The organism is Atlantibacter hermannii (assembly GCF_009907385.1).
GTDB classification, from domain to species: domain Bacteria; phylum Pseudomonadota; class Gammaproteobacteria; order Enterobacterales; family Enterobacteriaceae; genus Atlantibacter; species Atlantibacter hermannii_A.
Genome location: NZ_JAAATR010000049.1, coordinates 17,259 through 36,546, shown reverse-complemented (window position 1 = coordinate 36,546; position 19,288 = coordinate 17,259). Strand labels below are relative to the sequence as shown.

Annotated in this window: 17 protein-coding genes and 1 pseudogene; 3 read left to right on the top strand and 15 right to left on the bottom strand. The window is 56.0% G+C overall.

The window, feature by feature from the left end; translation table 11 throughout:
- Positions 1-23 precede the first annotated feature (23 nt).
- Entirely contained in the window at positions 24-776 is a 753-nt protein-coding gene (yjfP, locus tag GV764_RS13725; protein ID WP_161660647.1) for an esterase, read from the bottom strand.
- A gap of 212 nt (positions 777-988) precedes the next feature.
- On the opposite strand from yjfP, the gene bsmA reads away from it, so the two are divergent.
- The 3 genes from bsmA to GV764_RS13710 all read left to right on the top strand — a co-directional run bounded on the left by bsmA (position 989) and on the right by GV764_RS13710 (position 3,811).
- Entirely contained in the window at positions 989-1,303 is a 315-nt protein-coding gene (bsmA, locus tag GV764_RS13720; protein ID WP_161660646.1) for a biofilm peroxide resistance protein BsmA, read from the top strand.
- Positions 1,304-1,455: 152 nt separating this feature from the next.
- Entirely contained in the window at positions 1,456-1,731 is a 276-nt protein-coding gene (locus GV764_RS13715; RefSeq protein WP_183169792.1) for a YdgH/BhsA/McbA family protein, read from the top strand.
- Positions 1,732-1,876: 145 nt separating this feature from the next.
- Positions 1,877-3,811 carry a methyl-accepting chemotaxis protein gene (locus GV764_RS13710; protein WP_161660645.1) on the top strand — a complete coding sequence of 645 codons (1,935 nt, stop codon included), beginning with the start codon at positions 1,877-1,879 and terminating at the stop codon, positions 3,809-3,811.
- Here the strand turns inward: GV764_RS13710 and GV764_RS13705 are convergent.
- The 14 genes and pseudogenes from GV764_RS13705 to mutL all read right to left on the bottom strand — a co-directional run bounded on the left by GV764_RS13705 (position 3,808) and on the right by mutL (position 19,280).
- The gene (locus tag GV764_RS13705; protein ID WP_161660644.1) at positions 3,808-5,442 is read right to left on the bottom strand and encodes an isovaleryl-CoA dehydrogenase; all 1,635 of its coding nucleotides are present in this window, start codon (positions 5,440-5,442) and stop codon (positions 3,808-3,810) included. The two genes, GV764_RS13710 and GV764_RS13705, sit on opposite strands and share 4 nt — an antisense overlap.
- 157 nt (positions 5,443-5,599) lie before the next feature.
- Positions 5,600-6,028: a hypothetical protein gene (locus GV764_RS13700; protein ID WP_161660643.1), complete on the bottom strand. Its 429-nt coding sequence runs from the start codon at positions 6,026-6,028 to the stop codon at positions 5,600-5,602.
- Positions 6,029-6,067: 39 nt separating this feature from the next.
- A pseudogene (locus GV764_RS22110) lies at positions 6,068-6,166 on the bottom strand (hypothetical protein); the annotation flags it as partial.
- A 378-nt stretch (positions 6,167-6,544) separates the two neighbouring features.
- Complete coding sequence (rlmB, locus tag GV764_RS13695; protein ID WP_161660642.1) at positions 6,545-7,276, bottom strand: 23S rRNA (guanosine(2251)-2'-O)-methyltransferase RlmB; 732 nt, start codon at positions 7,274-7,276, stop codon at positions 6,545-6,547.
- Between the two features lie 83 nt (positions 7,277-7,359).
- Positions 7,360-9,804, bottom strand: a complete 2,445-nt coding sequence (gene rnr, locus GV764_RS13690) for a ribonuclease R (protein ID WP_161660641.1) — start codon at positions 9,802-9,804, stop codon at positions 7,360-7,362.
- A 111-nt stretch (positions 9,805-9,915) separates the two neighbouring features.
- Positions 9,916-10,341 carry a nitric oxide-sensing transcriptional repressor NsrR gene (nsrR, locus tag GV764_RS13685; RefSeq protein ID WP_125294321.1) on the bottom strand — a complete coding sequence of 142 codons (426 nt, stop codon included), beginning with the start codon at positions 10,339-10,341 and terminating at the stop codon, positions 9,916-9,918.
- Between the two features lie 274 nt (positions 10,342-10,615).
- Positions 10,616-11,914 (bottom strand): adenylosuccinate synthase, encoded by a 1,299-nt coding sequence (locus GV764_RS13680; RefSeq protein WP_161660640.1) that lies wholly within the window; start codon positions 11,912-11,914, stop codon positions 10,616-10,618.
- 102 nt (positions 11,915-12,016) lie between these two features.
- Positions 12,017-12,214 carry a DUF2065 domain-containing protein gene (locus tag GV764_RS13675; protein ID WP_161660639.1) on the bottom strand — a complete coding sequence of 66 codons (198 nt, stop codon included), beginning with the start codon at positions 12,212-12,214 and terminating at the stop codon, positions 12,017-12,019.
- Positions 12,215-12,275: 61 nt separating this feature from the next.
- Positions 12,276-13,280 (bottom strand): protease modulator HflC, encoded by a 1,005-nt coding sequence (gene hflC, locus GV764_RS13670; protein WP_161660638.1) that lies wholly within the window; start codon positions 13,278-13,280, stop codon positions 12,276-12,278.
- A gap of 2 nt (positions 13,281-13,282) precedes the next feature.
- Positions 13,283-14,533, bottom strand: coding sequence for an FtsH protease activity modulator HflK (gene hflK / locus GV764_RS13665; protein WP_161660637.1), 1,251 nt, complete (start codon positions 14,531-14,533; stop codon positions 13,283-13,285).
- A gap of 192 nt (positions 14,534-14,725) precedes the next feature.
- Entirely contained in the window at positions 14,726-16,006 is a 1,281-nt protein-coding gene (gene hflX, locus GV764_RS13660) for a ribosome rescue GTPase HflX (RefSeq protein ID WP_161660636.1), read from the bottom strand.
- 74 nt (positions 16,007-16,080) lie between these two features.
- Positions 16,081-16,389: an RNA chaperone Hfq gene (hfq, locus tag GV764_RS13655; protein WP_125294168.1), complete on the bottom strand. Its 309-nt coding sequence runs from the start codon at positions 16,387-16,389 to the stop codon at positions 16,081-16,083.
- Positions 16,390-16,489: 100 nt separating this feature from the next.
- A complete protein-coding gene (gene miaA, locus GV764_RS13650; RefSeq protein WP_161660635.1) occupies positions 16,490-17,440 on the bottom strand; it encodes a tRNA (adenosine(37)-N6)-dimethylallyltransferase MiaA in 951 nt (316 codons plus the stop codon).
- Complete coding sequence (gene mutL / locus GV764_RS13645) at positions 17,433-19,280, bottom strand: DNA mismatch repair endonuclease MutL (protein WP_161660634.1); 1,848 nt, start codon at positions 19,278-19,280, stop codon at positions 17,433-17,435. The genes miaA and mutL overlap by 8 nt, the downstream gene beginning before the upstream one ends.
- Between the last annotated feature and the right edge of the window lie 8 nt (positions 19,281-19,288).

Genomic DNA, 19,288 nt, shown 5'->3' with positions numbered 1-19,288 from the left:
TTGCCCCCGTCCAGGGGGCTTTTTTATGCCAGATGGCGGGTAAAAAACGCCACGGTCGCGTCCAGCGCAGTGGGTGTAATGCGGTGCCTGACGCCAGGCTCCCACTGATATGTGAGCAACGCGTCGAGCTGATTTTCCTGTAGCGCGCGCTGCAAACGGAAGGACTCTTGTGCCGGAACCACGTCATCCTCCTCGCCATGCCAGAGAAAAAGCGGTCGGTCCGCCAGTTTCGCTAACTGGTGAGTGATGTCCCATTCCGCCAGCGGGGCGATAACCGCATCAAGCTGGCGCTGACGCTCCGGCGTGAGTTCAAGTGAGGGCGGAAAAAGCGCGGGCGCGAGCGTGGTGTAATAACCCGATCCCATCAGGCTGGCCACGCTTTTCACCTCGGGATGATGGGTCATGATGCCCAGCGCCGTCATGCCCCCCATCGACGCCCCGCCCACACCGAGCCGCTGGTCAGCAATCAGGTTTTCTTCCTGCAGCGCGTCACGCAGGCCGGCAAACTCCGTCATATTCTGATGCAGGATTTGCCAGAAGCGCAGCATTCGCCCCTGAGCATCGCCATTAAAGCGCGCGCCGTGCTCAGCGGCGTCCGGCATCACGACGCGAAACCCCGCCTGCGCCAGGGCCACGGCAAAATAGCTGTATACTAATTTTGACGAGGTAAAGCCGTGATAAAAAATCACCGTAGGCAGCGGCTGTGTGGTTTTCCCTGCCGGTGTCGCATGCACGGTTTCGATCCCCGCAAATTCGCGCGTTTCCAGTTCGATCATCTCGTTCCCCTTTTCGTTATCGGCAAGATATGACATGGCACAACGCACCCTGCAAGTCCGGGCAGATAATCTAATGAAAAAGCATGATGAGAACCCGGTTACGTTTTTACATCTCAATGCACGAAAAAAAGCGGCTGAGCTAACAAAATGGGAACCTTCCCTATAGGCTCAAAAATAGACGGCACTACACTCAATGAGTCAGGAAACGAGAAATGCGAATGCAAAGATTACTTCCGGTATTACTGGCGATGCTGCTTAGCGCGTGCGCTTCCCTGCAGGGTACCCCGCAGCCGGCTCCTCCGGTCACGGGCCAACCGCAGGAGATCCAGCGATCCCAGACCCAGGGCTTAATTCGAATGGGTACGGTGAGCGTTATGGAGCGCGGTGCGCCCAGCGATAGCGAGGCTGCCATTAAAGCCAAAGCGATCGCCGCCGGTGCAGATTATTACCAGATTTTGCTGAACGATGAGACGGTAGTACCGGGTCAGTGGTACTCCCAGGCGATTTTGTATAAGAAACCGCGTTAACATCCCGTTTTATTTAGCAAAATTTACATTGCTTTGCGTCGGCTGATCGTTTTCTGTGCACACTTAATCCCGGGCCGTTATGAAAGGATGGGATAACACATCGCGAAGGATCGCCCTGTTACTCATCGGGGTAATGTGAAATGGAGCTGACTATGAAACGATCAATTGCCTTAACGTCTTTGCTGCTGTCTGCCGGTTTGATTACTACCTCTGCGCAGTCGGCAGAAGATGTCAGTGCTGACCGGGTGACCGGTCTGAATGAAATTGGCATGATTGCAGTCAACAGCGTTTCCGGAAGTCCTCAGGATGTTGAACGCGTCATTGCGATGAAAGCCGATGAACAGGGCGCTTCGTATTATCGCATCGTACAAATGCAGGAAAACCCGCGAGCCGATAACTGGCAGGTAAAAGCCATTATTTATGCCTGAATGGAAGCAGGCTGAAAGCCTGCTTTCCCTGTCAAAAATACTATTTGTAAAATTCTGACATAAATTTTTACATATATTGAGTAAATATTATCCCGCCGATGCCGTTTAACCGGGCAACTCAACTCGGTTGGTATAAGGGATAATTATGAAAACCATTTTCCAGCGCATCGGGCTGGGTACCAAACTCTCCCTGCTTGCGGGCCTGTCATTCGCCTGTCTGTTTTTAACCTTCACGCTGGTGTTAAGCCATCAGGCCAGCCAGCAGCTGGAGTCACTGGCGCGGGAAGACTTAAAAAGCCAGACCAGCGGCGTGGTGGACATGGTGCAAATGTTTGACGCCACGCTGACAGAAGAGGTCAGCAACTACACCACTCTGCTAAACAGTTTTATCCCTCAACCCATTACGCGCGATGCCGCGCAGATGCAGGCGCTGAATGCTCAGAGCGTTCCGCTGCTTAAAGGCGGCGAGCTGTCATTGCATGAAAACAATGCCTTAACCGATGATTTTCAGACGCGAACCGGCGCTATCGCCACGCTGTTCGTGCGCAGCGGCGATGACTATGTGCGCGTGGCGACATCATTGCGCAAAGAGGACGGCACTCGCGCCGTAGGCACGCAGCTCGATCGCGCCAGTCCCGCCTGGCTGCCGATGAATAAAGGTGAAATCTATCGCGGGCTGACGCAGCTTTTCGGTAAGCGCTACATAACTCAGTATCAGCCCGTTAAGGATGAGCAAGGGAACGTCATTGCGGTGCTGTTCGTCGGCGTGGATATCTCCTCCTCATGGCAGCTGATGCGTGAAAAAATCCTCAATCGCAAGCTGGGCGACAGCGGTCACTTTTATGTCATCAACCGCCAGCCGGGTGAGCAGCTCGGCCAGTACCTGTTCCATCGCGATGCCGAAGGGCAAAAGCCGCTGTTGCCTGACGATATCCGTCAGCACCTGCTGGCCGATAGCGAAGGCGAGCTGGCCTGGCAGCGTGACACGGGCGGCACATCGCTCATGACCTTCACTCACGTACCGGGATGGAACTGGGTAGTAGTGGGCGAAGTGGACCGGGGCACCCTGCTCGCTAACATCGATCGACTGCGTAACCAGTTTTTACTGGCTGGCCTGGTCATCAGCCTGCTGTTCGCCGTTCTGTTTGATTTCACCACCCGCCGTCTGCTTACCGCGCCGCTACGCAATGTGATTGGCCTGGCGCAGCAATATGGTGCAGGCGACTTGCGTTCCAGCATCACCACGCGCCGTCAGGATGAAGTAGGTGAACTGATCGCCGCCATCAACAGCATGGGCAATGGTTTGCAGCAGATTGTGATTCAGGTGCGCGATGCCGCCGCCGACATCAGCCACGGCACCGATGAACTGGCGGCGGACAGCCACGACATCAGCGAGCAGATCAACAAGCAGGCCAGCAGCGTGGAAGAGACCTCCGCCAGTATGGAGCAGCTGACGGCGACCGTAGAGCAGAACGCCGAGAACATGGTGCAGACGCAAAATTATATGCAGCAGGCCTCCCACGCGGTGCATATCGGCGGCGATACCGTGACCAACGCGGTATCGACCATGAATGCGATCCGCGATGCGTCGCAGCGTATCGCCGATATCACCCATGTGATTGAATCGATCGCGTTCCAGACCAATATTCTGGCGCTGAACGCGGCAGTGGAAGCCGCCCGCGCCGGGGAACATGGCAAAGGGTTTGCCGTTGTGGCGCAGGAGGTGCGGGCGCTGGCGGCGCGCAGCGCCAACGCGGTGAAGGAGATTGATGCCTTAATTGCGGACACGCTGCATAAAGTCACCGAAGGGCATCAGCTTTCCGAGCGTACTCGCCAGGCGATGGAGCAGATTATCCAGCATATCGACCAGGTGAATTTGCTGGTGACGCACAGCAGCCAGGCTTCCCATGAGCAGTCTGCGGGCATTCAGCAGGTGAATCTGGCGATGAACCATATCGGCGAAGCGACCCATATCAACGCCGAGCGGGTCTCGCGCAGCGAGCAAACGGCGCAAACGCTGCGCGATAAGGGCCACCATCTGAATACGCTGGTGAGCGTGTTCCGCTTACGCAGCCTTTAACCGATGCCGCCCGTGGCGCGCAGCAGGACGTCGGAAAGGCATTTTTCCGCCACCTGGGCATCGCCACGCGGGTCAAGCATCATCTGGCACCAGGCTTCCGCCGTGGGCACCGAGGCGTGACGCAACAGCTGCGCCCCGGTCGCCAGCCGGTAAAGCTGGCGGGTTATGGCGCGCCCGTCGGCCTCGTTGAGTTTGCGTAACCGCTGGGCTAACTGTCGCCACGCCCGGTCGAAATGGCGATTCTGGCCCTTAACGTCCTCGAACTCGCCGCTCAGCATCTCCATCACGCCGGGCTGTTTGGCCAGCACCCGCAGCACGTCGAGGCACATGATATTGCCGGAGCCTTCCCAGATACTGTTGACCGGCATTTCACGATACAGACGCGGCAGTTCACTCTCTTCGCAATAGCCGATACCGCCCAGCACCTCCATCGCTTCCGCCACAAACGGGATCCCTGCTTTGCAGACGTTAAATTTCGCTGCAGGCGTCATCAGGCGGCAAAACGCGCGCTCGCGCGCATCCCCCTGCGCTTCCCATGCGCGAGCCAGACGGAACAACAGCGCGGTTTGCCCCTCCAGCAGTAGCGCCATTCGGCCTAAAACCTGGCGCATTAGCGGCTGATCGATCAGGTTTTTGCCAAACGCCTGGCGCTGGTGGGCGTGATACAGCGCCACCGACAGCGCGCGGCGCATCAGGCCGTGACTGCCCAGCGCGCAGTCAAAGCGGGTCATCGCGCCCATTTTCAAAATCTGGCGCACGCCTTCGCCTTCATCGCCCAGCAGCCAGCCCAGCGCATCGCAGAATTCCGCTTCGCTGCTGGCGTTGGAGCGGTTGCCCAGCTTGTCTTTCAGCCGTTCGAGGCGCACCGCGTTGCGCTGGCCGTCAGGTAAAAAGCGCGGCACCAGGAAGCAGGACAGCCCGCCTTTCGCCTGGGCCAGCACCAGATGCCCGTCGCTTTGCGGCACGGAATAAAACCACTTATGCCCCACCAGCCGATAGGCTTCGCCGGGACCGGGGCTACCCACCGGTTCCGCGCGAGTGGTATTGGTGAGAACGTCCGAACCGCCCTGCTTTTCGGTCATCCCCATGCCGATCAGCAATCCGCGTTTTTGTCCGGCGGGCTGCAAATGGGCGTCATAGCGATCGCTGAGCAGCGGTTTGGTCCAGTCGCTGAACGCCGGCGGCAGTGACTGAAGCAGCAAGGGTGTGGCGGCAAACGTCATAGTCACCGGGCAAAGTGTACCCGCTTCCACCTGAGCATGAAGAATAAAACGCGCGGCGCGGGCCACCAATGAACCGCGCCGCCGCTCCTCCTGCCACGGTAAATTATGCACCCGGTTGGCAAACAGCCCCTGCATCAGCAGATGCCACGCCGGATGAAAGCGCACGTCGTCGAGCCGCTCGCCGCTGGCGTCGTAGCGTAATAAATCAGGCGGATTTGCATTGGCCAGGCGCCCCAGTTCAAGGGATTCGGCGGTGCCCAGCTGTTGGCCGATGCTGGCCAAAAGTTCCGCATCCCAGGCGGCGTCTTCACGCTGGACGGCTTCGCGTAGCGCGGTGTCGGATAAAAAGAGATTACTGTTGTTTAACGGGATGGGTTGGTTGAAAACGGTATGAGTTTGCCATTGCATCCTGTTTCCCTCCATAAATCGGCAACGCCTTTAGTATGGACGGCAGGAAAAGTTATGCAGGGAAAGGGATCACAAAGCGGGGCGCGCAGATATGTTGTGAGGGTGGGAAAGGCAGCAACGCCGCCTTTCCATTATCAAACCGGCCTGGTCGCCTGCGCTATTTCTTTGCTTTCTGCCCAAGGTAATCCGTCAAAAAGTATTCTGCATCGCCCTGGCGGGACAGGTCGTCGTTATACGCGACTGAGATCGGTGTTTCACCGGGCAGATAAAGCTCGCCCACGCCATTATTCAGTCTCAGCACCATAAACTGCTTCCCGTCAATCTCGGTCGAATAACCTTTACCGCCATCGCTGGTGGGCTGAACCTTACAGCGCAAAATCTTCATGTCGAGTTCGTGGTCGATGTTTGAAATTTGCAGCAAAGCTTCATTTTCCGATCTTGGCCCGATACGTAAGGTCCATAGTTTAACCCCCTCCTGGCCAGTATAGCCCTTAACATATTTTGCCGTTTCAGGCCTCGCGTTATCCGCGAACGCCGGTTGCACAAACAAAGCGGAGAGTATAATTAACATAATTACACGAAACATAGCATGGGTCCTTAGTTGTCTGATTTCCCAATTAATCACTTAACCCGCAATGTAATGCGGTATGAAGCGAGAAGTATCTTTGGTAATGAGCGTGTGATCCTTGCAGCCCCTGTCTAGCGATTCATCATCAATACTCCAGCGATAATTGACAATAAAAAATACCACGTGATGAAAGGGATAATAATTTTCTGGACGTCATAAGCGATCGTTTAATATATATACGCCATGAATATCTTAACGCAACAAGCCACTCTTTCAATTAACTTTCGCTTTAATGACATTGACGCTCCAACCATGAGATCGTCGTGTTGCTTTAATATCTGTACATATGCGCCTTGCATGCGTAAAAAATAATTTTCCTGTCTACCCTGCTCTTCAGAGCGACGCTTATTTACGTCATTTAACAATTCGCTTGATATATTTTTGAAGTTTACATCTCCTCACGGCGACTCCCTTATTGATTTGAAAATATGCATGAGAAAAACCATCCCGCAGGATGGTTTTAATAATCGGAAATTAGCTTCGTTGCCGGACCGCTTCAAACAGGCAGATGCCCGTTGCAACGGAAACATTGAGCGACGATACGCTGCCTGCCATCGGGATGCTGATCAGCTCGTCGCAGTGCTCGCGGGTCAGGCGGCGCATACCCTCGCCCTCCGCCCCCATCACCAGCGCCAGACGTCCGGTCATTTTGCTCTGGAAAACAGTGTGGTCCGCTTCGCCAGCGGTGCCGACAATCCAGACATTCTCTTCCTGAAGCAGGCGCATAGTGCGCGCCAGGTTAGTGACGCGAATCAACGGCACGTTTTCCGCCGCGCCGCAGGCCACTTTTTTGGCGGTGGCGTTGAGCTGTGCGGAACGATCTTTCGGTACGATAACCGCATGAACGCCCGCCGCATCGGCGCTACGCAGGCACGCCCCCAGGTTATGGGGGTCGGTTACACCGTCGAGGATCAGCAGGAACGGCGATTCAAACTGGGCCAGCAGATCCGGCAGGTCGTTTTCCTGATACTGACGCCCCGGTTTGACCCGCGCGATAATGCCCTGATGGACCGCGCCATCGCTTTTTTCATCCAGGAACTGGCGATTCGCCACCTGAATCACCACGCCCTGGGCTTCCAGCGCGTGCAGTAAAGGCAGCAGCCGCTTATCTTCGCGGCCTTTCAGCACAAAGACTTCCTGAAATCGCTCAGGCGCGCGTTCCAGTAAAGCCTGAACCGCGTGGATGCCGTAAATCATTTCACTCATGAAAAGTACTCATTTGAGGCGTTATCGCGCCTGGTTTAATACGTTGCCGCTGGCCTTATCGCAATAATAAGGCCAGCCGGGGGTTACGCGTCGTGCGTTTTCTTTTTCGCCGCCCGTTTCGCTTTGGTGGCCGCCGCGATTTTTTGGGTTTTCGACGACGGTTTTTTCACTTTTTTGTCGGCCTGCTCTTTTTTGGCTTTTGGCTTGCGCTTTTCGCCACGGAATTCGCTGTCCGGCTCGAAGTTGGTCCGCTTGCCCGCCTGGCGGCGTTTGCCTGAGGGTTTCGCCGCGCCGCCCTTGCGGGCTTTTTCACGCGCCGTTTTGCCGACGTTGCGCGGGCCGCGCTCGCTGGAGATCAGCGAGAAGTCGATCTTACGCTCGTCCATGTTGACCGCTTCCACTTTCACTTCCACACGGTCGCCCAGCCGGTAGGTTTGTCCGCCGGACTCGCCGATCAGGCGCTGGCCTACCTGGTCGAAGCGGTAGTAGTCGTTATCCAGAGAAGAAACGTGAACCAGCCCGTCGATAAACAGATCGTTGAGGCGGACAAAGAAGCCGAAACCGGTAACGCTGGCGATAACGCCAGAGAACGTCTGGCCCACCTGATCCTGCATAAAGTCGCACTTCAGCCAGTCCGCTACTTCACGGGTGGCTTCATCGGCGCGGCGTTCGGTCATGGAGCAGTGCTGGCCCAGTTGCAGCATCGCTTCCACGGAATAGTGCCAGCCGCCGGTCGGCGTGCTGTTGCCAACGTGCCCGTCCTGCTTCGCCAGCAGATATTTGATCGCGCGGTGCAGCGACAGATCCGGGTAACGGCGGATCGGCGAGGTGAAGTGCGCATAGGACTGGAGCGCCAGACCAAAGTGACCGCGGTTTTCCGGATCGTAGATCGCCTGTTTCATCGAGCGCAGCAGCATGGTTTGCAGCATCTCGTGGTCCGGACGATCGGCGATAGACTCCAGCAACTCGGCGTAATCGCGCGGCTCGGGTTTATCACGGCCCGGCAGTTCCAGACCGAGTTCCGCCAGCACCGAGCGGAACGAGGTGATCGCCTCGGTGCTCGGACGGTCGTGAATGCGGAACAAGGCCGGCTCCTGGTGTTTCTCAACGAAACGCGCCGCCGAGATGTTCGCCAGGATCATGCACTCTTCAATTAATTTATGGGCATCGTTGCGCTGGGTTTGCTCGATGCGTTCAATACGGCGCTCGGCGTTAAAAATAAACTTCGCCTCTTCGCTTTCAAACGAGATTCCGCCGCGCTCGCTGCGCGCAACGTCCAGCGCTTTATACAGGTTATGCAGCTCTTCGATGTGCTTAACCAGGGGTTGATACTGCTCGCGCAGATCCTGGTCGCCCTGGAGGATGTGCCAGACCTTGGTGTAAGTCAGGCGCGCATGGGAGCGCATCACCGCTTCATAAAATTTGTAGCCGGTCAGCTTGCCGCTGGCGGAAACGGTCATCTCGCATACCATACACAGGCGGTTAACCTGCGGATTAAGCGAGCAAAGGCCGTTAGACAGCACTTCCGGCAGCATCGGCACCACCTGCGACGGGAAGTAGACCGAGGTGCCGCGATTGTGCGCTTCGGTATCCAGCGCGGTTTGCGGACGCACGTAATAGCTCACGTCGGCAATCGCTACCCACAGACGCCAGCCGCCGCCGCGTTTTTTCTCGCAGAATACCGCATCGTCAAAGTCGCGGGCGTCTTCGCCATCAATAGTCACCAGCGGGAGGTCGCGCAAATCCACGCGCCCGGCGATGGCCTTTTCCGGCACGTCTTCGGTTAATCCGGCGACCTCTTTCTCAACCGCTTTCGGCCAGACGTAGGGGATTTCATGGGTGCGCAGCGCCATATCGACGGCCATGCCGGTGCCCATGTTATCGCCCAGCACTTCGACGATTTTACCAATCGCTTTGGTACGGCGGGTCGGACGTTGGGTCAGCTCCACCACCACGACAAAACCCATGCGCGCGCCCATGATCTCTTCGGGCGGGATCAGGATATCAAAGCTTAAGCGGCTGTCGTCCGGCACCACAAAGCCGACGCCCGCATCGGTAAAATAGCGCCCGACAATCTGGCCGGTTTTCGGCACCAGCACGCGGACGATACGCGCTTCGCGGCGCCCTTTACGATCCGCGCCCAGCGGCTGCGCCAGTACCTGATCGCCATGAATGCAGGTTTTCATCTGTTCAGACGACAGATACAGGTCGTCTTTGCGGCCTTCCACGCGCAGGAAACCGTAGCCATCGCGATGACCAATAACGGTGCCTTTTAACAGGTCCAGACGCTCCGGCAAGGCGTAGCACTGGCGGCGGGTGAAGACCAGCTGTCCGTCGCGCTCCATGGCGCGCAGGCGACGGCGCAGGGCCTCCTGCTGCTCTTCGCCCTCAATATTCAGCTCGATCGCCAGTTCTTCCCGGCTGGCGGGCTTTTCGCGTTTGGTTAAGTGATCGAGGATAAATTCCCGGCTCGGGATAGGATTGGTGTACTTCTCTGCTTCTCGTTCCTGAAAAGGATCTTGTGACATTTCGATTCCTCCGTTGTCATCTCTGGCGGAAATCCCCGGGGGTCAGGCTATGCGATCCCGCGCTGCGCGGAGTAATGTGCAAAGAAAAGCCTGCTACCCGTAAGGTTTTACTTATTCCACCAGCAGTAATTTATACAGCGGCGTATTCTCTTCAACTAAGTCGGCAAGCGTGTAGTTATCAAGCTCAGTCAGAAAACTATTCACCGCTTTGGATAGCGCCTGTTTTAAACGGCAGGCGGGGGTGATATGGCAAAATTCGCTGCTACAGTTAACCAGCGAGAGCGGTTCCAGCTCGCGAACCACGTCACCGATGCGGATCAAGGGTGCAGGTCTGCCTAAACGGATGCCGCCGTTTTTCCCGCGTACAGCCGTGACATAACCAGCGCGACTCAGTTGGTTGATAATTTTAACCATATGATTACGGGACACGCCATAAACCTCGGTCACTTCGGAAATGCTCGTCATACGACCTTCCGGCAATGACGCCATATAAATCAAAGCACGTAATCCGTAATCGGTAAAACTCGTTAACTGCACATCAACCTCTGAATAAGGGGGAACGCGATTTGCCTGAGGGCATATGCCCTAAATAATTCGTGTTGCAGGAAGACGGCGACGCGGCGAATCCCCGGGAGCTTACAACAGTAAGTGACGGGGTTGAGCGAGGAAGCCAACGCACCTGCAACCCGAATTATGACGGGCATAAAGTGATGATAAACCAGCCAGCGCAAAGACAGCTAATTTATTTAAATAAGGTTGGGGAAAAAGCGGAAAAAACAAGAAAGGGGCGTCTAAACGCCCCTTTTCATCATTATGCGTCGAACGGGTCGCGCAGAATCATGGTTTCAGTACGGTCAGGGCCGGTAGAAATAATATCAATCGGCACGCCGGTCAGCTCTTCAATACGCTGAATGTAGTTCAGCGCCGCCTGCGGCAGACCGCTGCGCGCTTTCACGCCGAAGGTCGACTCAGACCAGCCCGGCATGGTTTCGTAAATCGGCTCGATACCTTCCCAGTCATCCGCGGCCATCGGGGTGGTGGTCACTTCACGACCGTCCGGCAGACGATAGGCAACGCAGATTTTCACTTCTTTCAGGCCGTCAAGCACGTCCAGCTTGGTCAGGCAGAAGCCAGACAGGGAGTTGATCTGCACCGCGCGGCGTACCGCTACGGAGTCCAGCCAGCCAGTACGGCGGCGGCGGCCAGTGGTTGCGCCGTATTCGTTACCCTGCTTGCACAGGAACTCGCCGATGTCATCAAACAGCTCTGTCGGGAACGGACCCGCACCTACGCGAGTAGAGTAGGCTTTGATGATGCCCAGCACGTAGTCAACATAACGCGGACCGATACCGGAACCCGTTGCCACGCCGCCAGCGGTGGTGTTGGAAGAGGTCACGTACGGATAGGTGCCATGATCGATATCCAGCAGCGTACCCTGTGCGCCTTCGAACATGATGAAATCGCCGCGTTTACGCGCCTGATCCAGCAGATCGGAAACGTCAACCACCATGCTGGTCAGGATGTCGGCAATCGCCATCACATCGTCCAGCACTTTCTGATAGTCGACCGCTTCCACTTTGTAGAAGTTAACCAACTGGAAGTTATGGTATTCCAGCACTTCTTTCAGTTTCTCAGCAAAGGTGGCTTTGTCGAACAGGTCGCCAACGCGCAGGCCGCGACGCGCCACTTTATCTTCATAAGCCGGGCCGATACCACGACCGGTGGTGCCGATCGCTTTTGCGCCACGCGCTTTTTCGCGCGCCACGTCCAGTGCGACGTGATAGTCCAGAATCAGCGGGCAAGCCTCGGAGAGCAGCAGACGCTCGCGAACCGGAATACCGCGGTCTTCCAGCTCTTTCATCTCTTTCATCAGCGCAGCCGGAGAGAGCACCACACCGTTACCGATGATGCTGGTGACATTCTCACGAAGAATACCTGAGGGAATAAGATGGAGGACGGTTTTTTCACCGTTGATTACGAGAGTATGGCCAGCGTTGTGACCACCCTGGTAGCGCACAACATATTTAGCCCGTTCAGTAAGAAGATCGACAATCTTCCCTTTGCCTTCGTCACCCCATTGGGTGCCCAGTACGACGACGTTGTTACCCATTTTTCAAAATCACCGTTTGCTTAAAAATGGATTCTACCATCGGTTTTGTGGATGATCAGCCCTTTTTGTATTCAAACTTCAACGAATTTGACCAAATAACAGTCAGCCAATCGTTTTCCTCAACATGTAGTAGATAACACAACCGGCAACCACTAGACCACCGCCAAAGCGGCGTAAAATCGGTTCAGGCAGTTGTGTCATACTTAACACCATTCGCCGCCACAGACGTGGAAATAACATCGGCCCGAGGCCTTCAAGCACTAAAACTAACGCCAGCGCTAACCAAATTGTTGAATTCATTTTTCTCTGTCCAATAAAAAAGAGCCGGTATCAACCGGCTCTTCATCAGGGGGAAATCAGTTTATCGTGTGCTGTTAGCAGGTGTCTTCATATAACGGAAGAAATCGCTGTCCGGGCTCAGCACCATCACGTCCTGATTGGAGTTGAAGCTGCTTTCGTAAGCGCGCAGGCTACGGATAAAGGCATAGAAATCCGGATCCTGACTGAACGCGTCGGCAAACAGTTTCGCCGCTTCCGCATCACCTTCACCGCGCAGGATACGCGCCTGACGCTCAGATTCCGCCAGAGTACGGGTCACTTCGTAATCCGCTGCTGCGCGCAGTTTTTCCGCTTCTTCCTGGCCTTGCGAACGGTGGCGACGCGCTACCGCTTCACGTTCCGCACGCATACGGTTGAAGATCGCTTCAGACACTTCGGTCGGCAGGTTGATTTGCTTGATGCGCACATCCACCACTTCGATACCCAGCGCGGCCATACTGTTCGGGTTGACCACCGGCACTTTACCGTTGGTTTCCGCCGCTACACGCTCTGCCGCTTTGGCAATCGCATCATCCGCTGCCGGGGTGGTCACTTCATCTTCGGTGCCCGCAGAGCCGGAGTTCAGCGCATCGCGCACTTCCAGGGTCAGACGACCACGGGAGTCGGTCACGATGTCTTTCACATCCAGACGGCCAATTTCCGAACGCAGACGGTCCGAGAACTTACGTTTCAACAGCACTTCCGCCTGAGAAACATCACCGCCGCCAGTTGCCAGGTAGTAACGGCTAAAGTCGCTGATACGCCATTTGATATAGGAGTCGACGATCAGGTCTTTCTTCTCTTTGGTGACGAAGCGATCCGCCTGGTTATCCATGGTCTGGATACGCGCATCGAGGGTTTTCACCGATTCGATAAACGGGATTTTGAAATGCAGGCCTGGCTCAAAGACCACCGGCTTATTTTCATCATCACGCAATACTTTACCGAAACGCAGCGTAATTCCACGCTCACCTTCTTTCACCACGAATACCGAGGTGTAGAGCACCACCAGCACGATGATGATGACTGCAATCACTGACTTACGCATTGTTATTCACTCCCTTCGCGCTGGTAATCGTTACGCTGCGCATTCGCACGGCGCTGATCCATGATGTCGCCAGCGCTGGATGAGGCAGGCCGGTTAGCGCCGCTATTGCTGGATGAGGACGCAGGCGGCAGGCGCAATAAGGAATCCGCGCCACTGCTATCGCTCTTTGATGCCGGGGCATTATTGCCTTTCAGCATCTGATCCAGCGGCAGCACCATCAGGTTTCCGCCCTTGTCATTGACCAGCACTTTACGGGTGTGGCTAAGGACTTTTTCCATGGTCTCGATATACAGACGCTCGCGGGTAATTTCCGGCGCGGCTTTATATTCCGGGAGAATTTTCGCAAAGCGAGCCACTTCACCCTGGGCTTCCAGGATAGTCTGCGTCTTATACGCGCGTGCCTCTTCGAGGATACGCTGCGCAGAACCGTTAGCGCGCGGCTGCACTTCGTTGGTGTAGGCTTCCGCCTCACGGATGTATTGCTGCTCGTTTTCACGTGCGGCAATCGCATCGTCAAACGCGGCTTTAACTTCTTCCGGCGGACGAGCGGCCTGGAAGTTAACGTCCAGCAGCGTGATACCCATGTTGTAAGGACGAATCGTCTCTTCCAGTTCGCGCTGGGTATCGCTACGGATCACCGTACGGCCTTCGGTCAGAATGCGGTCCATGGTGTACTTGCCGATTACGCCGCGCAGGGCGCTGTCGGTGGCCTGACGCAGACTGTCGTCGGCGCTGGTCACGCTAAACAGGTAACGCTCAGGATCGGTGACACGGTACTGCACGTTCATCTCAACGCGCACCACGTTTTCATCCGAGGTCAGCATCACGCCGGACGCCGCGAGTTCACGCACCGATTCAACGTTGACAGGCTGGACGCTATCGATAAACGTCGGCTTCCAGTTCAGGCCCGGTTCAACCAGGTGACTGAATTTGCCAAAACGCGTCACGACGCCGCGCTCCGCTTCTTTGATGGTATAGAATCCGCTGGCAGCCCAAATGATCACCGCCGCTGCGGCAACAATCACCACCACACGACCACCGATGGGGTTACGGGGTCCCTGGGTTGAACTTCCACCGCTTCGACCACCGAATCCACCAAGCTTTTTGCTCAGTTTACGGAAGATATCATCCAGATCGGGCGGCCCCTGATCGCGACCGCCTTTATTTCCATTTCCCCCAGAGTCGCCGCCAGGCTTGCTGCTTCCCCACGGGTCGCGGTCCTGTCCGTTATTACCGGGCTGATTCCACGCCATGTTTGTGCTCCATATTTGTTATGCGGTGATATACCTGTCCTGCTCCGCACTGTCTCTTTATTGCTGTCTTCACGTTTCCCACCGCATCGCGATTAATGCCGCCGGGAAGTTGCTCCGTTCGCGCTACGAGACAACCCAGACTATTTCAGGTACCCCCCAAAGGGGAAAGTTCTTCAGGCAACCTCAGACCGGTTAAACAACATAGTCAACCAGAGTCGGTTCTTGTTTACAGAGGCGGCGCCAGTCAACGATGGGCATTCGTACTTCCAATCCCACGCTGCCGTCCTCCTCCATCCACTCTTTTTCTATCGCCTGAAGCTGGTAAAACCGGCTCCGCAGTCGCCCTGCCTCTGGAGGCAAACGCAACGTGTGCTGCGCTATCTCTCCCGACAAACGCTCCGTCAGAGCCTGGAAAAGCAGTGGTACGCCGTCACCGGTCTGGGCAGAAAGCCAAACCCGTATCGGCCTGTTTTCATCATCACGATCGATACGCGGTTGGAAATCATCCAGCGCATCGATTTTGTTCATCACCAGCAGGGTGGGGATCTCGTCGGCCTCGATCTCTTCGAGCACCGTATTGACGGCCTCGATGTTGTCCTGCATGCGTACATCCGCTGCGTCAATCACATGAAGCAGCAGAGTGGCCTGGCGCGTTTCCTGCAACGTGGCTTTAAACGCGGCGACCAAATCGTGCGGCAGATGGCGAATGAATCCGACGGTATCCGCCAGAACGGTTTCGCCGACATCGGCCACATCAATCCGGCGAAGCGTAGGGTCCAGCGTGGCGAATAACTGATCCGCCGCATAAACCTGCGCCTCGGTAATCTGATTAAACAAGGTGGATTTACCGGCGTTGGTGTAGCCCACCAGTGAAACGGTTGGTACATCCGCTTTGCTTCTCGACCGACGCCCTTGTTCACGTTGTTTTTCTACTTTCTCAAGGCGCGAGAGAATTTGCATAATCCGGTTACGCAGCAAACGACGGTCTGTTTCGAGCTGAGTTTCACCCGGCCCACGTAAGCCTATCCCGCCTTTCTGGCGCTCAAGGTGGGTCCATCCGCGCACCAGGCGCGTCGCCAGGTGCCGCAACTGGGCGAGCTCAACCTGCAGCTTCCCTTCATGGGTGCGTGCACGCTGGGCAAAAATGTCTAAAATCAAGCCGGTGCGGTCGATAACACGACATTCACACAGGCGCTCCAGGTTACGTTCCTGGGCGGGCGATAATGCATGATCAAATAAAACAACTGATGCGCCCGTGGCTTTAACGGCATCAGCTATTTCGACGGCCTTACCTTCACCAACAAAATACTTTGGGTGCGGGGCTTTACGGCTACCGGTAATCACCTGTAATGCTTCGACACCGGCGGAAGAGACCAGAGAATCAAACTCCTGGAGATCTTCCATATCTTTGTCTTGCGAAAAATAGATGTGTACCAGCACCGCCTGCTCACCGGCGTCATAACGGTCAAACAAGCGTATAACCTCTCAAAAAGACCAGCGGGGAACACAGCCAGACTGGTTCCCCGTCATGGAAACAGCCACCAACCTTATTCGGCGTCGTCGCTGTCTTGCTGTGGTGCAGATGCACCCTGCGCATTACTGTGGTGGTAGTTACTGCCCGTGCTGCCACCCGCGTTGTTGCTGTGATGAGAAACCGGGCGAGACGGCACAACCGTAGAGATTGCGTGCTTATACACCATCTGGCTAACCGTGTTTTTCAACAAAATAACGAACTGATCGAAAGACTCAATCTGCCCTTGCAGCTTAATACCATTCACCAAATAAATAGAAACTGGAACACGTTCGCGACGCAGTGCGTTCAAGAACGGATCTTGTAAAGATTGCCCCTTAGCCATTCTATCTTTTCCTTATATGCTTGTTTTGTACTTAAGAACCCTTGGGCTCTGAAAAACTACCTAAAAAAATTCGCGCACGATACGGTTCAATTGTACACATTCATTGACGGTTAGCACCAACAACCTGTAACACTTCCTGTAAGGCCTGCTCGGGCTTTTCACTGTCTAACCAGTGAACGCCTTCCCAACCCCGCAGCCAGGTCATCTGGCGTTTCGCCAACTGCCTCGTAGCGCAAATACCGCGATAAACCATGTCGTCATACGGGACTTCACCTGCCAGATAAGACCACATCTGACGGTAACCGACACAACGAATGGAAGGCATATCCGTATGCAAATCTCCACGGGCGAAAAGTGCCCGCACTTCTGCTTCAAAACCTGAAGCCAACATCTGATGAAAACGCTGCTCAATTCGCTGATGGAGCAGTTCACGGCTCGCCGGGGCGATGGCGAACTGGTGCACCTGGTACGGCAGAGCGTCTCCTGACGTTTGCGTCAGTTCCGTTAAAGTTTTACCCGAAATGAAAAAAACTTCCAGTGCCCGGGAAAGTCTTTGCGGATCATTTGGATGAATCCGTCTTGCCGCGACAGGGTCAATTTCCTGGAGTTCGCGATGCAAGGCATTCCACCCCTGCTCTGCCGCCTGTTGTTCAATACGCGCCCTGATTTCCGGATTGGCCGACGGTAGCGGAGATAACCCCTCCAGTAACGCCTTGAAGTAAAGCATGGTTCCGCCCACTAACAGCGGGATACGCCCGCTGGCAGCGATCTCCGCCATCTCCTTCAGGGCATCGCGACGAAAATCCGCCGCGGAATACGATTCAGCCGGGTCCAGAATATCCAGCAAACGGTGCGGCGCTTGCGCCAGCTCCTCTGCGGTCGGTTTCGCCGTTCCGACATCCATTCCTCGATAGATGAGGGCGGAATCGACACTTATCAACTCAACCGGGAGCGTTTTACGCAGATTAATTGCCAGCGCCGTTTTGCCCGAGGCCGTTGGCCCCATTAAAAAAATCGCCTTAGGCAGGCTCGCCTTACTTACTTCAGTCATGTTTCAGGGCATTCATCGCCGGTTGCAGATCGACAGGTTGTAATAAACCACCAGGCGGTGACTTCACCAGGTTTGGACAAAGCCGTTCCACATCCGTTAACAGCGTGATGGCCTGCGCCACGCTCCACTGTTCGTGCTCAGTCGCCAGTTGGCGGGCAAGCCAGCTGGCAAGTTGTACGGAATCGGCTTTCTCGTTTGCCGCCAGGTAGCCTATCAGTTCAGGAATCAAGATTTGTAAATTTTGTTGGCGTAAGGGTAAAGGCACGGTGCGGATCGTAACATGTTGATGATCCAGTACGGTTTGGATGCCCATGCCCTCTAATATCGCCGCCGCGTTGCGCACCACCGTCTGTTCTTGCGCATCCACTTTAATGCGCACCGGGATCAGCAATGGCTGGGCGCACAGGGTTTCCGCACCGGGCGTCAATTGCCCCTGGCGTAGCCAGCGTTCCGCGACGGTTAAGTCCAACAACAGTACGCGCTCGTCGCGCTCCAGCAACGCATAAGCATTGCTGATCACCGTAAGAACGCGGCCAAAGCTATGGCTGTGCCCTTCCAGCGCCGGCGGCGCGGGCTTGCGCTCCCGCGGCGTTTCCGGCGTCTCCAGCAATTTACGGTAAAGCGCGCCCTGCTGCTTACTGTAATCCGCCTGGGCATGAGGCCATGCGCCGCCTGCTGCAGCGCGACTGCCGCCGGACGAAGCGCTGGCCTGACGCGGCGCGGGCGCTGGGCTTTCCACCGCTGGCTGGGAGAAATGATTCTTGCCCGCCGCCACGCGATTTTCCGGCTGCCAGCGCGGCGGCTCGTTGTCGGCCTGCCCCAGTGGCAGCGTCGGCTCCGCCTGCTGCTGTTGCAGCACGCTCAGCACGCCCTGATAGATAAAATCATGCACCAGCCGCGACTGATGGAACCGCACTTCATGCTTAGCCGGATGCACATTCACATCCACCTGATGGGGATCGATCTCCAGGTAAAGCACGTAGGCAGGCTGCTGATCGACGCCGAGCTTATCTTCGCAAGCCTGGCGGATAGCGTGATTAATCAGCCGATCGCGCATCATGCGGCCATTGACGTAGCAATACTGGATTTCGCTCAATGCGGCGCTGGCTTTCGGTTCCGCTACCCAGCCGCGCAGCGCTAAATCGCCATGCTGCCATTCTATCGTCAGCGCCTGTTCAAGAAACGCGGTGCCGCAAATCGCGCCAAGGCGGCGCTCTTTCGGCGCGTTAGGCTGCACGCCGCGATACTGGCGGATTAACTTGCCGTTATGGCTCAGATTGATGGTCACATCGAAGCGCGCCAGCGCAATGCGGCGAATGATTTCGTCGATATGGTTAAATTCGGTTTTCTCGGTGCGCATAAATTTGCGCCGCGCCGGGGTGTTGTAAAACAGATCCAGCACTTCCAGGGTAGTGCCGACAGGATGCGCGGCGGGTTTCACCGTCACATCCATATCGCGCCCTTCGGCATAGGCTTGCCAGGCCTCACTCTGTGCTGCGGTGCGCGAGGTCAGGGTAAGGCGTGACACCGAACTGATACTGGCCAGCGCTTCGCCGCGAAACCCGAGGCTGATGATGGCTTCCAGATCGTCGAGCGAGGCAATTTTACTGGTGGCATGGCGTGCCAGCGCCAGCGCCAGTTCATCTTTGTTGATGCCGCAGCCGTTATCGCGGATGCGGATCAGTTTCGCGCCGCCGCGCTCAATATCGATATCAATCCGCGTCGCCCCGGCGTCAAGACTGTTTTCCACCAGCTCTTTGACGACGGATGCGGGGCGCTCCACCACTTCGCCTGCGGCGATCTGATTCGCAAGCTGTGGCGGCAGAACCTGAATCGGCATGAATGCTC

What these genes read in the sequence shown, in the direction of transcription:
- yjfP (WP_161660647.1), bottom strand. Translation starts at nt 776, where the DNA reads ATGATCGAACTGGAAACGCGCGAATTTGCGGGGATCGAAACCGTGCAT.
- bsmA (WP_161660646.1), top strand. Translation starts at nt 989, where the DNA reads ATGCGAATGCAAAGATTACTTCCGGTATTACTGGCGATGCTGCTTAGC.
- GV764_RS13715 (WP_183169792.1), top strand. Translation starts at nt 1,456, where the DNA reads ATGAAACGATCAATTGCCTTAACGTCTTTGCTGCTGTCTGCCGGTTTG.
- GV764_RS13710 (WP_161660645.1), top strand. Translation starts at nt 1,877, where the DNA reads ATGAAAACCATTTTCCAGCGCATCGGGCTGGGTACCAAACTCTCCCTG.
- GV764_RS13705 (WP_161660644.1), bottom strand. Translation starts at nt 5,442, where the DNA reads ATGCAATGGCAAACTCATACCGTTTTCAACCAACCCATCCCGTTAAAC.
- GV764_RS13700 (WP_161660643.1), bottom strand. Translation starts at nt 6,028, where the DNA reads ATGTTTCGTGTAATTATGTTAATTATACTCTCCGCTTTGTTTGTGCAA.
- rlmB (WP_161660642.1), bottom strand. Translation starts at nt 7,276, where the DNA reads ATGAGTGAAATGATTTACGGCATCCACGCGGTTCAGGCTTTACTGGAA.
- rnr (WP_161660641.1), bottom strand. Translation starts at nt 9,804, where the DNA reads ATGTCACAAGATCCTTTTCAGGAACGAGAAGCAGAGAAGTACACCAAT.
- GV764_RS13680 (WP_161660640.1), bottom strand. Translation starts at nt 11,914, where the DNA reads ATGGGTAACAACGTCGTCGTACTGGGCACCCAATGGGGTGACGAAGGC.
- GV764_RS13675 (WP_161660639.1), bottom strand. Translation starts at nt 12,214, where the DNA reads ATGAATTCAACAATTTGGTTAGCGCTGGCGTTAGTTTTAGTGCTTGAA.
- hflC (WP_161660638.1), bottom strand. Translation starts at nt 13,280, where the DNA reads ATGCGTAAGTCAGTGATTGCAGTCATCATCATCGTGCTGGTGGTGCTC.
- hflK (WP_161660637.1), bottom strand. Translation starts at nt 14,533, where the DNA reads ATGGCGTGGAATCAGCCCGGTAATAACGGACAGGACCGCGACCCGTGG.
- hfq (WP_125294168.1), bottom strand. Translation starts at nt 16,389, where the DNA reads ATGGCTAAGGGGCAATCTTTACAAGATCCGTTCTTGAACGCACTGCGT.
- miaA (WP_161660635.1), bottom strand. Translation starts at nt 17,440, where the DNA reads ATGACTGAAGTAAGTAAGGCGAGCCTGCCTAAGGCGATTTTTTTAATG.
- mutL (WP_161660634.1), bottom strand. Translation starts at nt 19,280, where the DNA reads ATGCCGATTCAGGTTCTGCCGCCACAGCTTGCGAATCAGATCGCCGCA.